Annotated in this window: 16 protein-coding genes; 12 read left to right on the top strand and 4 right to left on the bottom strand. The window is 59.0% G+C overall.

What is annotated here, in order from left to right; genetic code table 11:
* Nucleotides 1-197 precede the first annotated feature (197 nt).
* The 4 genes from KF814_03895 to KF814_03880 all read right to left on the bottom strand — a co-directional run bounded on the left by KF814_03895 (nucleotide 198) and on the right by KF814_03880 (nucleotide 3,811).
* On the bottom strand, nucleotides 198-1,202 hold the full coding sequence (locus tag KF814_03895) for a hypothetical protein (GenBank protein ID MBX3235273.1): 1,005 nt from the start codon (nucleotides 1,200-1,202) through the stop codon (nucleotides 198-200).
* Nucleotides 1,203-1,283: 81 nt separating this feature from the next.
* Entirely contained in the window at nucleotides 1,284-2,195 is a 912-nt protein-coding gene (locus tag KF814_03890) for a nuclear transport factor 2 family protein (GenBank protein MBX3235272.1), read from the bottom strand.
* A gap of 63 nt (nucleotides 2,196-2,258) precedes the next feature.
* Nucleotides 2,259-3,026, bottom strand: coding sequence for a serine/threonine-protein phosphatase (locus KF814_03885; GenBank protein MBX3235271.1), 768 nt, complete (start codon nucleotides 3,024-3,026; stop codon nucleotides 2,259-2,261).
* Nucleotides 3,026-3,811 (bottom strand): ribonuclease H-like domain-containing protein, encoded by a 786-nt coding sequence (locus KF814_03880; protein ID MBX3235270.1) that lies wholly within the window; start codon nucleotides 3,809-3,811, stop codon nucleotides 3,026-3,028. The genes KF814_03885 and KF814_03880 overlap by 1 nt, the downstream gene beginning before the upstream one ends.
* Nucleotides 3,812-3,952: 141 nt before the next feature.
* On the opposite strand from KF814_03880, the gene KF814_03875 reads away from it, so the two are divergent.
* From KF814_03875 to tsaB, 12 genes are all read left to right on the top strand, one after another.
* The gene (locus KF814_03875) at nucleotides 3,953-4,369 is read left to right on the top strand and encodes a hypothetical protein (GenBank protein MBX3235269.1); all 417 of its coding nucleotides are present in this window, start codon (nucleotides 3,953-3,955) and stop codon (nucleotides 4,367-4,369) included.
* Between the two features lie 39 nt (nucleotides 4,370-4,408).
* A complete protein-coding gene (locus tag KF814_03870; GenBank protein ID MBX3235268.1) occupies nucleotides 4,409-4,690 on the top strand; it encodes a DUF507 family protein in 282 nt (93 codons plus the stop codon).
* Entirely contained in the window at nucleotides 4,690-4,965 is a 276-nt protein-coding gene (locus KF814_03865; protein MBX3235267.1) for a DUF507 family protein, read from the top strand. Before KF814_03870 ends, KF814_03865 begins: the two co-directional genes overlap by 1 nt.
* 28 nt (nucleotides 4,966-4,993) lie before the next feature.
* On the top strand, nucleotides 4,994-5,434 hold the full coding sequence (locus KF814_03860; GenBank protein ID MBX3235266.1) for a tetratricopeptide repeat protein: 441 nt from the start codon (nucleotides 4,994-4,996) through the stop codon (nucleotides 5,432-5,434).
* 32 nt (nucleotides 5,435-5,466) lie between these two features.
* Complete coding sequence (gene bcp, locus KF814_03855) at nucleotides 5,467-5,934, top strand: thioredoxin-dependent thiol peroxidase (GenBank protein MBX3235265.1); 468 nt, start codon at nucleotides 5,467-5,469, stop codon at nucleotides 5,932-5,934.
* A 43-nt stretch (nucleotides 5,935-5,977) separates the two neighbouring features.
* Nucleotides 5,978-6,220, top strand: coding sequence for a hypothetical protein (locus KF814_03850; protein ID MBX3235264.1), 243 nt, complete (start codon nucleotides 5,978-5,980; stop codon nucleotides 6,218-6,220).
* 23 nt (nucleotides 6,221-6,243) lie between these two features.
* Entirely contained in the window at nucleotides 6,244-7,134 is an 891-nt protein-coding gene (locus KF814_03845) for a hypothetical protein (GenBank protein MBX3235263.1), read from the top strand.
* Nucleotides 7,135-7,238: 104 nt separating this feature from the next.
* Nucleotides 7,239-8,018 carry an enoyl-ACP reductase gene (locus KF814_03840; GenBank protein MBX3235262.1) on the top strand — a complete coding sequence of 260 codons (780 nt, stop codon included), beginning with the start codon at nucleotides 7,239-7,241 and terminating at the stop codon, nucleotides 8,016-8,018.
* A 232-nt stretch (nucleotides 8,019-8,250) separates the two neighbouring features.
* Entirely contained in the window at nucleotides 8,251-9,009 is a 759-nt protein-coding gene (locus KF814_03835) for a hypothetical protein (GenBank protein ID MBX3235261.1), read from the top strand.
* A gap of 132 nt (nucleotides 9,010-9,141) precedes the next feature.
* The gene (gene radA, locus KF814_03830) at nucleotides 9,142-10,503 is read left to right on the top strand and encodes a DNA repair protein RadA (GenBank protein ID MBX3235260.1); all 1,362 of its coding nucleotides are present in this window, start codon (nucleotides 9,142-9,144) and stop codon (nucleotides 10,501-10,503) included.
* A 22-nt stretch (nucleotides 10,504-10,525) separates the two neighbouring features.
* Nucleotides 10,526-11,365, top strand: a complete 840-nt coding sequence (locus KF814_03825; GenBank protein MBX3235259.1) for a hypothetical protein — start codon at nucleotides 10,526-10,528, stop codon at nucleotides 11,363-11,365.
* A 13-nt stretch (nucleotides 11,366-11,378) separates the two neighbouring features.
* Nucleotides 11,379-12,188, top strand: a complete 810-nt coding sequence (tsaB, locus tag KF814_03820) for a tRNA (adenosine(37)-N6)-threonylcarbamoyltransferase complex dimerization subunit type 1 TsaB (protein ID MBX3235258.1) — start codon at nucleotides 11,379-11,381, stop codon at nucleotides 12,186-12,188.

The following is a 12,188-nucleotide window of genomic DNA, read 5'->3' as shown; positions in this document are numbered from 1 at the left end:
GGGGATTTCAATACCTTCGTAGGGGACGGCGTAGTGCCGAGAGGGATCTTAGGTCGTAACTGTTTGTGTAGAAAGGGAAAAGTGATGATTTGAATGGCTGGCCATTGAAAGTTGGCTGAGTATGAGTCGGGAAGGGGCGGGAAAGGTCGGCGCAGTCTGCCGCGCGTTCATCGCGGCAGACTGCTACGGGGTTTCTGCTAAGGCTGAACGGCTGCAGTGTTGGTGCCGGGCTGACAAGAGCCCGGTGTCATATAGAGGAGATAGTTCCCCATCCCGTGCTGGATATTTGGGTTCTGAAGCGGATGGTGATGCACCATCACCATCTCGTAATCATCTTTCTTAGTGATCGGAAAGCCCTTGGCATCCTTGTAAACCTGGTGTGGGAGGAAGTCACGGAAGGTTCCCTCTGAATCCACATCTGGTACGGTCCGAAGCAACGTCTCTTTCGTCGTCTTGTTTTCCAGGGCGATGAGCAGAAGCTCATCATGCCCGTGGGGATAGGCGAATTTCACGCAGCCGTCCATGTTGAACTTCAAGGGGGCGCTGTGAATGGTGACACCCGGCTTAATTTCGATGCCTTCGTCCGTCTGATCCGCACCGCGCTGTCCGAACTTGCTGTAGCAGACGATGTTCACGCCCACCTGGTAGACGTCCATTTCCTGGACCTTCGTCCCCTTGGGCGCAACGTACATGGTAAACCGCGCCATCACGTCTTTGGTCGGCGGTGCCTTATGGTAAAAGGCGACGATGGACATGAGGTTCTGTCCCTTTCCGAGCTTCACCCCATAGCCTTCGGGAAAGCGGGCTTCGGTCATTTCGAGTCCGGCTCCCGCGAAGAACAGGGGTTCCCCGTCGCAGGACACGCTGGGTTTGTCATTGTTCATCATTAGGATGTGGTGCAGGTAATTCTTGGGAAGCGGTCGCCCGTCCTTGGTAAACACCTCGGACTTGTACCCGATCATGTACATGTCTTCCGGGAGTTGGAAGACCTTCTTGGGCATGCTGGCCGCTAAGTCACCCTCGTGTGAGGTCGGCAGGTCGATCGGTCCGAACGTCAGTGCCACGGTTTGATCAGTGATAGCAAGCTTGGTCTCTCCGAGACTCGGCATTGTGGGAATGGCATGGTGATCGTGCCCTCCGTCGGCGAACGCGGCACCAGTCATTCCAAGGATCAGGCACATTGTCGTCAGCACACGGTTCATAGCCCCTCCTTCAGGTATCGGTGGATTGGCCACACGGGTATGAATCAGGCACCCATGGGGTGCTCCGTCGTACAGCTGTATCTATGGAGTCGACGGCGGGGGAGTCAGTCGTTTCCAGGCAACGCTGCCGCCGTGCTGTCGTGGTGGGATATTGTTTCGGTTTCCCACACGGAGGTACCACCAAATGCCCTTGGCCTGGGTACCATCTTCGGAGAGGACGATCTCAAAGCCACCCTCTCGGTCATTGCCGGTCTGAGTCCAAGTGCCCTGCCACCGGCGATCTTTGAAGCTGGTCGTGGTGAATTGGCCACCTTGCCAGGTATAGGGGCCGTTCCCCTGGCGATCCAGGGTCGCGCGATAGGATTTGTTTTCTTCGATCTCCGTCACTTCCCATTCACCGCTCAGGTCGTACGATTCGACTGTCTGGGCCGGGGTATCCGACATCCGATGAAGGAGTCCGGCGGATCCCGTACGGGTGCCGACCATGCCGCCGTCCTGATGCCGGGACGACTCGTGCCACGAAACCAGCATCCATCGTCCGTCCCGACGTTCCAGGACGCCGGTTTCGCGCAAAGGCCAGGCGATGCGCTGGGTCATCTGTCGTTCGGTCACATAACGGATGTACTCCAGTTCCATGGCGAACCAAGCCACGTCACCGCGCGTCCACATTTTTAAGTCGGTGATCGGAATTTCGAGTTTCACGACCGATTCGAACTCGCTGCGCATTTCATCGGCGAGCTGGTCCCATCCGAGATATTTCCGGCCGTCGAGCGTGTATCCGATCGCATCGGCGTCGTGCGCCATGTATTTCGACATGGTGGTCAGATCCCGTTCGGCGTTGGCGCGTACCAAAAGGCGCAATGTGGTTTCCGGATCCTTCGGATCCTCAGCATAGGCCGTGGCGGACATCAGCAAGCCTATGAGAGGAAGGATCGGGAACCAACTGAGCCGTGAGCGCCGAACGAACGAGTCGTCAAACAGATAGGCAATCATACGAAGGAAATTTGCATCCATTCGGGGCAAAGGCTACCTGCTGGTTCCGGGGGTTGTCAATGCCTAATTGCCCTCTTGCTCGGCTGTGCCGGTGCAGATGACGACGGTGACATTGTCGACGCCGCCGTTCTCCAGGGCGGCCTGGATCAACTTCTGGGGGAGTGACGCCGGGTTGCCTTGCGAAGCACGTGTAACTTCGAGGATATGCTGGTCGTTCAACATTTTCGTCAGGCCGTCGGAGCAGAGAATCACCACATCGTCATGCTGGAGGACGGTGGGAAACAGATCAACCGTTACGGCTTGGCCCAAACCCATTGCGCGGGTTAGAACATGGCGCTCCGGATGTGTGGCCGCCTGCGCCGCTGTGAGGTAGCCGAGGCGAATATAATCTTCGACCAGGGTGTGGTCGCGGGTCAATTGCCTAATGGACCCTTCTCGCACTAAATAAGCGCGACTGTCGCCTACGTTGGCAATCAAAAGGTGGGACGGACTTGCGTTCCATGCATGGGCCGAAACCAGCGTCGTGCCCATATTCCGGTATTCTGGGTGGACCGCAACGTAGGCAAGTATTGCCCCATGCGCCTGGTGCAGCATGCCAGTGAAGGCGGCCTTTCGCATCTCCTCGGTCATGGCAGAGGTGCGGTCCAATGATGGGGCGAGTTTTGCGAGTGTCTCGATGACCAGAGCGCTTGCGATGTCGCCTCCGGGGTGCCCGCCCATCCCGTCCGCCACCGCCCAAAGGCGCGCGTGATTGTCCACGAGAAACGCATCTTGATTGGACGAGCGGACAAGCCCTTGGTGGGTGCTCCCCTGTGCCATCCAGATCGGCATTATCTGGTACCCGTTCCGAATGTCGTCGCCGCGGGTGGGCCATACTGAGCGACAAGTTGCTCGTAGACCATGACGGCAAGTGGCTCAAGATTCTTGGTATCGGCTTCGTTGTAACGGACGAGCCGGTCGAGCGCATCTTCGTCGCCACTACAGTGACGTTGCCAGAGCTGCACGGCTTCCCATCCGTCGAGTCCTTGGAGATCGTCGGCACGGGTGATGTCCAATTCGCGTTCGATCTGTTTGAGGCCGCCTTGCAGGCCAAGCCGTCGGGCGGCAAAACAGAGATCGAAGTGGGGCAGCTCCACGCGTAGCCCCGGAAACTGAGTCTTAAGATACGGCACGTCGAAGACGCTGCCAAAAAACGTGATGAGTAGGTCCGATGCGTCGATTGCCTCCTGGAGACGTTCCTGCGAAAGCGAGTCGTGTCGAATCAAGGTGGTCATGCGTCCAGATCGATACAAGCCCACTACCGTGACCGCTCCTTCCTGTGCGGATGTCCCAGTCGTTTCGATATCTAGATAGAGGGCCCGGGCTCCAAAGGTGTGGAATAAGCGCCAATGATCCCTGGAGTGAAGGCACCGCGCGAAGTAGGCGGCATCGCCCTGGTCCAGCGCTGCTTGGGCGGCAAGGAGCTGGCCGTCGTAGAGCGCTTTGCGGCCGGGTGAAATACCCGGGACCTCTGGCTCCTGGAGAAAGGTCGACCACTCACGTACGCCGTGCTGCCAGAGTCGCCGTTCGGTCGAGGGACCGATGCCGGCCAGATGAACGAAGGTGGAGGTCAACATGTCGGGATGGTCTCGAACTACTGGGGATTGTAGCCTTGATTTCAAGGGATAAACAAGTTAGAGTCCGCTGCTGGCGCGGATTTTCAGCGTTCTCACCGCACCAGGTCTTTTCATGTCATTTTGAGAGCGAATGGCGGGACTATGATGACGAACGGCCAGGGAAAACGTATCCGCATCCGCGTGGGTGGGGTTCAAATCGAAGCGGAACTCAAGGGCAATCGGACGGCACAAGAAGTCTATCGCGCCTTGCCTGCCGAGGGTCCATTGAATGTGTGGGGGGAAGAGTTCTATTTCAAAGTTCCCGGAGTTAAGGACCATCGGGAAACTGCCACCACCCAGGTGAAGGTTGGGGATGTGGCTTTTTGGGGAGCCGGGCAGGTTTTGGCGATTTTTTTCGGCCGCACACCCATGAGCATGGGGGCCGATCCCGTTCCAGCTGATCGTGTGAATGTCATCGGTCGAGTGGTCGGCGATGCGTCGGTGCTTCGGCAGGTGATGGCGGCCGCCAGCATTCGTGTCGAGCCGATCGAGCCCGCTCCTGGTTCGCCCGTCACGTAACGCCGATCATATCTCACAGGCCGCATACGAGGTAGGCGCATGAGGTTGGCGAAAGAACGGGTTCATCATATGGCGGAGTCCTTGATCGCTCGCTTACAGGCGCTCGACTTTCTGGAGGTCACGGGAGACCGCAAGGCGTTGCGTGAGGCTCTCGAGCACACGATGACAGAAGAATTGTCCTTGGAGGATCGCCTGAATGCCGAGATTCGCCAGATGATGAAGCAATACGAACGCCAGATCGAAGAGGGGCAAGTGGACTACCAGAAGATGTTCACGATGATCAAACAAAAGCTGGTGCGCGACCGGGGGCTCATCATCTGATGATCAGCGACGACAAAGCGAGTCACCTCTCGCACCTCATCTTGGGGACCCTCAAAAAGAGTGCACTGTGCCGGCTCAAGGAGGATGACGGCAAGGTCCTGCGCGAGATCAAGCGTGTGGTGGCCGCCGAACTCGCCCTGGAGGTTGATATCGACAAGAGGGTGCGCGCCAAGCTTGCGTCCTATTCCAGGCCGATCGTGGAAGGGAGTGCTGAGTGGGAAGTCTTGTACAGAAAGACCGTTGAGGAAGAACAAAAGAAGCGGGCGAAACCGTGAGACGACCATCGGATCAAGAGGTGCGATCATGCGATTGACGACATGGCTTGCCGTGGGGCTGCTCCTCGTATCGTTCGCGGCCTGCGCGAAATCGAAGCCGAAACCACTCGTACCGTTGCAGCTCGGTATGGGAGCGACCGCTCAGGCTATCGCGTTGACGGCCCAAGGCACTGAGGCATACCAAGGCGCACAATTTGCCGATGCCAAGAATTATTTCGGACAGGCGCTCAAGTCGGCGCCCGACTCCGGCCAGGCCCACTACAATTACGCCTTGGCGTTGAATGCGCTTGGCGAAACGGCGGTCGCGCATCAACAGTTCATCGAGGCGGCGAATTTGGCACCCGGCGACAAGATCATTTGGGATTCACCTGCGTTGCGGCCCTTCGGGAACCCCGAAGCGCCCAAAGGACCTCCCAGGGAACATCCCTATGGCACCACCAGACCAACGATTGGAAGCGGCCCGCGCTGACGTCGCGAGGACGGGATAGAGGAGTCGGGAATATGGCGAGTGAATTGGAAGTCGGCGGCAAGGCGCCGGATTTTTCGTTGCCCGATCAGGATGGAAAAGCGGTTTCACTGAAAAGCCTGAAAGGTAAGCAGGTCGTTTTGTATTTCTATCCGAAAGACGATACCCCCGGTTGCACCAAGGAGGCCTGTGATTTTCGCGATTCGCAGGCGCAGATCAAGAAAACCGGGGCTGTTGTCCTAGGCGTCAGCCCTGATGGCGCGGCGTCTCATCAGAAGTTCATTGCTAAGTTCGGTCTGCCCTTCGCACTATTGAGCGATGAAGAGAAAACGGCCGCCAAAGACTATGACGTCTGGAAGCTGAAGAGCATGTACGGCAAGAAGTATTGGGGGATTGAGCGAAGCACGTTCGTGATCGGCCAGGATGGGCGGCTCAAGGCCATTTTCCGCAAGGTCAAGGTGGATGGGCATGCGGACGAAGTGCTGGCCGCGTTAAAAGGTTAAGCTGCTCTGCGTCACTGCGGGAATACCGCAGCGCCAATTGGATATGGATCCCCTCGAGAAAACCTCTCATGCCTACCGTGCGGCAGCCCTCTCTCTCCTTCCAGGCCTCGGGCATCTCTATATCGGTGAAAAACGAGGCGGACCTTTTCTGCTGGCCGGTCTCGTCCTCATCCTGCTCTGGCGATTTGTCCATGCCGCCGCACTCGTCCCGTTGGTTGGGCTGGTATTCTTTTGCATGTGCGACGCGTATCTCACCGTGAATAGAAACCGCGGTCTCCTCGACTAGCAAACTGGCAAACGGAGGCGGCTGTGGACCATCGGGGATGGATTGAGGGGAGCGCTGGACCTCGGTTCCTGGCGTGTCTCCGGAGCGCATTCATACTGCTCATCCTGCTGGGGTGGGGCTCCGCGCTATCGGCGGGGGACAAACTCAGCGGGGTGCTTACGTTGCGCGATGGCCTGACCTCGCCGAATCAGCCCGTACGAATCGAAGCGCGGTTGGTGCAAAAAGGGATGTTGGCCGAGACACCCTTGGGCGGAGAGCCGCTGCAGCTCGAAGTGGACGGGAAGCCGGTCGCCACTGCCATGACCGGCGGAGACGGGCGGGCGTACTTCGAGTACATTCCCCACTTGCGCGGACAAAATGGAATGTCTGTGTCAGTCAATGCTTCCCCGCGTGTGGAGGCGGCGAAGGCAGAAGGGCATGTGTTTGTGTGGGAACGCCGCCGCCCCATTTTACTCGTCGAACTGGCGGCCCTGATGGAACGGAGCGAGGGTGTGGTTCCAGCTATCCTATCGCCGGGGCAGCCGCTTCCAAGACCCTTTCCAGAGGCGGCGGACGAGTTGGCCAAGCTGACTCAGTATTACTATAACGTTGTCTACTTGATCCCCGGTGAGCGGGCTGCCGCCGAATTTCATTCGCTAGAGCCTGTGCAGCGATGGCTAATGGACCATAAGTTTCCGCTCGGGTACCTGCTGAGTTCGGCTGCTGGATCGGCCGGAGTCGGAGCGGTGATTGATCGCTTCAAGCAAGAGGGATGGACCACATTGAAATCAGGAGTGGGGGGAACTCGTGCGTTTGCCGAAGCCTTTCTGGAGCGGCGTCTCGAGGTCGTGCTGGTGCCGGAACCGGCAAAAGGAGAGGCGCCTCGCAAAGCGAAGGTGGCGAAAGACTGGAAGGATGTACGGAAACGGCTGTAAGCCGGTCGTACTGGGAAGCGATTCCTTCACATCCCGAATCATGCTATGGTGGGCGCCGTACGGAGATGTGAAGTCACGTATCAGGTGAAGGAGTAGACGACGTCATGTTGCTTCAGGGAAAAAAAGGACTGATCATCGGGGTCGCGAACAAACACAGCATCGCCTGGGCGATTGCGCAGTCCGCCGCGCGCGAAGGCGCCCAATTGATGTTCAACTACCAAAATGAGCGGCTCCGTGAAAACGTCCAGGAGTTGGTGGCGACGTTGCCCGGTGCGTCGGCCTGTGCTTGCGACGTCGGGGATGACGGACAGATCGAAATGTTGATGAAAGACGCCGGCCAGAAGTTGGGCCGGATCGATTTTCTCGTGCATTCGGTGGCCTTCGCGCCGCGCGAGGAACTGACGGGACAGTTTGTCAACACGACTCGCCAAGGTTTTGCAACTGCGCTCGATGTCAGTGCCTATTCACTCGTGGCAGTCACGCGAGCCGCCGTACCCCTCATGACGGAGGGGGGATCGGTGGTCACTCTGACCTACCTCGGGAGCGAGCGGGTGGTGCCGCACTATAATGTGATGGGCGTCGCCAAGGCTGCCCTAGAAGCGACGGTTCGGTATTTGGCCCATGATCTTGGTCCAAAGAACATCCGCGTCAATGCCGTGTCCGCCGGGCCGATCAAGACCTTGGCCGCGCGCGGTGTATCCGGAATCAGTAAGATGGTCGACCATCACCGGGAGTTCGCGCCGCTTCGTCGGGCCACTGAACAGGGCGAAGTGGGCGACACGGCAATGTTCCTCGTCAGTCCGCTCGGGCGGGGGATCACCGGGGAGGTGATCTACGTCGATGGGGGCTATCATATCCTCGGTTCGTTGGCCTCGGTGGAATAGCCAGCGCGCGCGGCCGTTCCCCCGGCAGGTCTGGAGGGGTGCGGCGCGCCTTCCGGCGATTCTCCGCTGGCCGTCTACTCGACCATCCTGCTCTCATACGTTGCGGCCGGTTGTCGCGGCAGCACTTGCTTGTGCCTTAGTTCTATTGAGCCCGGCCTGGTCTCCCACTCTATTCGCTCGCGAGCAAACCGACCGTGATGACGATGGGCTGGTAGGGAATGTGTCTCTTGTCGTGACTCACGAGACCTTTCTCAACCAGACCGATCGCTACGACCGAGACGGCCGCGTGGTCGGTCGGGTACAAGAAGGCATCGAGACCTCACGCGGTCTCTGGCCGCTGCGATTTGAGTATGAGTATGGCCAGGCGGGTCAACGGTTGTCCGAAAAGGTGTGGGATGGCCGTGGTGAGTTGGTCAAGGAGACCAGGGCGGGTTATGACGAACGGGGCAACCGCGTAGCGGAGGTCGCCGCCTGGGCGGATGGCACGTTCGACGATGCGTCGTTCTATGCATTTGATTCCAACAGCCGCCGCTCATTGGGGCTGCACTACAATGCGCCGCATATCATCAATCGCAACCGCTATCTGTACGACGACCGTGGAAGGTTGGTGCGAGAGATTTTGTCCAGGAATTACCGGTACGACAGCGCCGGCGCTCCGCTGGTCACCTCGGCACTCTTCGAGTTTGGGTATGAGGTCCTTTCCGATTATAACGAGCAGGGACATGTACGCGAAAAGCGGGTGACGGACCTGACCGGGCATCTGCAAACCCGTTCAGAGTTTACCTATGACGATCGGGGAAGTCAGATCGAAGAACGGGTGTTCGATTCGAACGGCAAGCTGACGGAGCGGAAGGAGTATCGATATGAATACGACCAGGCCGGCAATTGGACCAAAGAGACGATGATGTGGTGGAAGGCCCAGGGCGGAACGCCTCAATTGTTTCGGACTCAGGCACGGTCCCGCGAGATCCATTACCACGAACCCCGCTGAACTCCACCAGGTTTTGACACTCACCGCCTTGCAAATAGCCTCACTTGGTTCATCCGGTGTACCTTCCTTTTACGGGGGGCCTTCCATTAAGATGGACCCATTGCCAATGCATCGAATTTGAGGCTTCGGCGGATGCGGGCCAAGACGAGTTTTCACTGCCAATCCTGCGGGCATCAGGCCCCGCGCTGGCTCGGACGCTGTCCCGACTGTGGAGGTTGGAACACCTTCAAGGAGGAACGGCAACCTTCCGCCCCGAAGGGCCGACAATCCCTCGTAAAGGCTGGGCATGCCTCAGCCACGCCGATTTCCGACATTGAAGTGGTGGGCGAAGCTCGTCGCGGGACCGGCTTGGTGGAATTCGACCGCGTGTTGGGCGGCGGGGTTGTGCCGGGCTCTGTTATGTTGATCGGCGGTGATCCCGGGATTGGGAAGACTACGCTCCTACTGCAGGCATTGCCCCGCCTCGCCTCGTCAGGCGAACAGGTGCTGTATGTCTCCGGCGAAGAATCTCCCCGCCAGATCAAGATGCGCGGGGAACGACTCGGTATCGGCGATCGGCATCTCTTGATCTTAGGCGAAACCTCGTTCGAACAGATCATCAAGGCGATGCAGGAGATTCAGCCGGCGGCCGTCGTCATCGACTCCATCCAAACCGTCTATACTGAGCAGCTCACCTCGGCGCCGGGCAGCATCAGCCAGGTACAAGAAGTGGCCGGGCAGCTCATGTATTTTGCGAAGCGGACGGGAGTGCCGGTCTTCATCATCGGCCATGTCACCAAGGAGGGCGCGATTGCGGGCCCGAGGCTCCTCGAGCATATCGTCGACACGGTGCTCTACTTTGAGGGTGATAAGAGCCACAGCTACCGGATCCTGCGCGCAGTCAAGAACCGGTTCGGCTCGACGAACGAGATCGGCGTCTTCGAAATGAAGGAGGGAGGACTCGAGGAAGTCGTGAACCCCTCCGAGCTGTTTCTGGCGGAACGGCCGCAACGCAGTACCGGTTCGGTCGTCGTGTCGAGTCTCGAAGGTACGAGACCGATTCTGGTCGAATTGCAGGCGTTGGTGTCCCAAACCAGCTACGCCATGCCCAAGCGTATGACGAACGGCGTGGAACTCAATCGGCTGACCCTGTTGTTGGCGGTCATGGAAAAGCGACTGGGCCTGCACCTGTCCGGACAAGACGTGTATGTGAACGTCGTAGGCGGGATCCATATCGACGAACCGGCGATCGATCTTGGGATCGTCGCAGCGGTGACCTCGAGTCTCAGAGAAACCCCCATCGATTTTACGACGCTGGTGATGGGGGAGGTTGGACTGGGTGGAGAAGTGCGGGCCATCAGCCAGGCGGAGGTCAGGATCCGTGAGGCAGCCAAGATGGGGTTCAAACGCTGTCTCTTGCCGGATCGGAACGTCGCCAAGCTCGAGCCGGTAGACGGCATCGAACTCATCGGGATCCATGAAGTGGGAGAGGCGCTGGATGTCGTGCTGGCCTGAAGGTATACGTGACGAGGATGTTGTGAAAGGGGCTCGTCTGTTTAATAGGTTCGTCTGTGCTCTATTCTGTTTCGCCTTGACCCTGCTCCCCGGCTGCGCTCTGTTTACAGGGGAGGAACTGTCGCCTTTGAAGCAGGCGACGGCCGAACAACTCGCGGCTTTGTTGCAGGAGCAGGCGGATGCAGTTCAAACGATCAAGGGGTTGTTTAGCGCGAAGATTACCGGCGGAATTCTGCCGATTGGCCAACGTATTCAAGGAACAGTCCATTACCAGCGGCCTGGGGCCATTCGATTGCGCGGATTCACCTCCGTCGGGAGTGAACTGTTTGAGTTCGTGCAGGCCGACGACCAGTTCACGTTGCGGTTGCCGACCATGGGACGAGAAGTGTCGGGCCGGCCGTCGCAGACGGAGCGTATGGGCAATTTGGCCAGGCCGTTTCAATTGAGTGTATGGGCTATGGGTGGAGTGATCGGTTCGCAAGCCGTGGGGGCCGGCGAATCGGTCCGGCTCAGCGAGGATGGTGACCGGTATCGGCTGGACGTCCTGACGCACAACCAGGCCGACAGCAGTGCAACGGTTCTCAGTCGACGCATTTGGTTCGAGCGGCGGAGTCTGTTGGTCGTGGAGGAAGAGCGTCTCTCGCCGTCCGGTGAGGTGGAGGCCTCGATGCAGTTCGAGGACTATAGAGCGGTCGGGCCGGATGGCGACGAGGTGAGACCGGCTGGTGCGATCGATAGACGGGTACTCCGGCCGTTCAAAATCTCCATGAAGGACCGTCAGGGATCCGGCACGTTGCAGGTGACGTTTCTCGAACTGATCTCCAACGAGCCGATGAAACCGGGCGAACTCGGTCACGTGTAGACGCGGGCAGGCGATGGCAATGACAGTGCTCACCATTGAAACGGCGACATCCTGGCAGAGCGTGGCCGTCACGGAGCAGGGACGCACCTTGGCCCTGGTCGAGCAGGATGCCGACGGCTCCCATACCAGGCTGCTCATGCCGGCGATCGATCGCGCATTGAAAGAGGCAGGTATCGGTCTTCGGGACCTTGGAGGCTTGGCCGTCTCAATCGGCCCTGGGTCGTTCACAGGTCTGCGGGTCGGACTCGCGACCGTCCTCGGCTTCCGATCGGTGTTGGAGATTCCTGTTGCACTCGTGCCGACATTGGAGGGGATGGCCTGGCGGCGAAAAGATTGTGCTGGACTGGTTGTTCCCGTGCTCAAGAGTCGAAAGAACGAGGTCTATTGGGCTGTATATGAATGGTTGCCGGGAGGCGGCTTGAAACCCTGGGGCGCAGAGCAGGTTGGCCCACTGGAATCGCTGGCAAAATCCCTGCTCGAAGCCGGGGAGGTTACGGTCTACGGAGATGGATGGTTGGCGTACGGGTCGGAAACGAGGTGCCTCATGGGGGCGAAGGCGGTATCTGTCCGTGAAGTGGACCTCCACCGCCCCTCGGCCTTGGCAGTTGCAAAGGCGGCAGAGAGTCGCTTCCAACGGCAGGAGATCGCAGGAACTGGCGTCACGCCGCGCTACGTGCAGCGGACGGAGGCGGAGGTTCAGTTCGATCGGCGCCAGGGGCAGTCCTCGTCAGAACGGCGGCGGGAGCGGGTGGCGAAGAAGCTCACGCAGCCCAGGCGATACAAGGCCGGACGAGGCGGGACCGAGTCCGCGTCGCGCGCATAA

This window comes from Nitrospiraceae bacterium (assembly GCA_019637075.1).
Classification (GTDB): Bacteria; Nitrospirota; Nitrospiria; order Nitrospirales; family Nitrospiraceae; genus JAHBWI01.
This window is presented reverse-complemented; position numbering and strand designations above follow the sequence as displayed.

Bases quoted from the DNA above. Each gene is read 5' to 3' on its own strand.
- KF814_03895 (MBX3235273.1), bottom strand. From the start codon at position 1,202: ATGAACCGTGTGCTGACGACAATGTGCCTGATCCTTGGAATGACTGGT.
- KF814_03890 (MBX3235272.1), bottom strand. From the start codon at position 2,195: ATGATTGCCTATCTGTTTGACGACTCGTTCGTTCGGCGCTCACGGCTC.
- KF814_03885 (MBX3235271.1), bottom strand. From the start codon at position 3,026: ATGCCGATCTGGATGGCACAGGGGAGCACCCACCAAGGGCTTGTCCGC.
- KF814_03880 (MBX3235270.1), bottom strand. From the start codon at position 3,811: ATGTTGACCTCCACCTTCGTTCATCTGGCCGGCATCGGTCCCTCGACC.
- KF814_03875 (MBX3235269.1), top strand. From the start codon at position 3,953: ATGATGACGAACGGCCAGGGAAAACGTATCCGCATCCGCGTGGGTGGG.
- KF814_03870 (MBX3235268.1), top strand. From the start codon at position 4,409: ATGAGGTTGGCGAAAGAACGGGTTCATCATATGGCGGAGTCCTTGATC.
- KF814_03865 (MBX3235267.1), top strand. From the start codon at position 4,690: ATGATCAGCGACGACAAAGCGAGTCACCTCTCGCACCTCATCTTGGGG.
- KF814_03860 (MBX3235266.1), top strand. From the start codon at position 4,994: ATGCGATTGACGACATGGCTTGCCGTGGGGCTGCTCCTCGTATCGTTC.
- bcp (MBX3235265.1), top strand. From the start codon at position 5,467: ATGGCGAGTGAATTGGAAGTCGGCGGCAAGGCGCCGGATTTTTCGTTG.
- KF814_03850 (MBX3235264.1), top strand. From the start codon at position 5,978: ATGGATCCCCTCGAGAAAACCTCTCATGCCTACCGTGCGGCAGCCCTC.
- KF814_03840 (MBX3235262.1), top strand. From the start codon at position 7,239: ATGTTGCTTCAGGGAAAAAAAGGACTGATCATCGGGGTCGCGAACAAA.
- radA (MBX3235260.1), top strand. From the start codon at position 9,142: ATGCGGGCCAAGACGAGTTTTCACTGCCAATCCTGCGGGCATCAGGCC.
- tsaB (MBX3235258.1), top strand. From the start codon at position 11,379: ATGGCAATGACAGTGCTCACCATTGAAACGGCGACATCCTGGCAGAGC.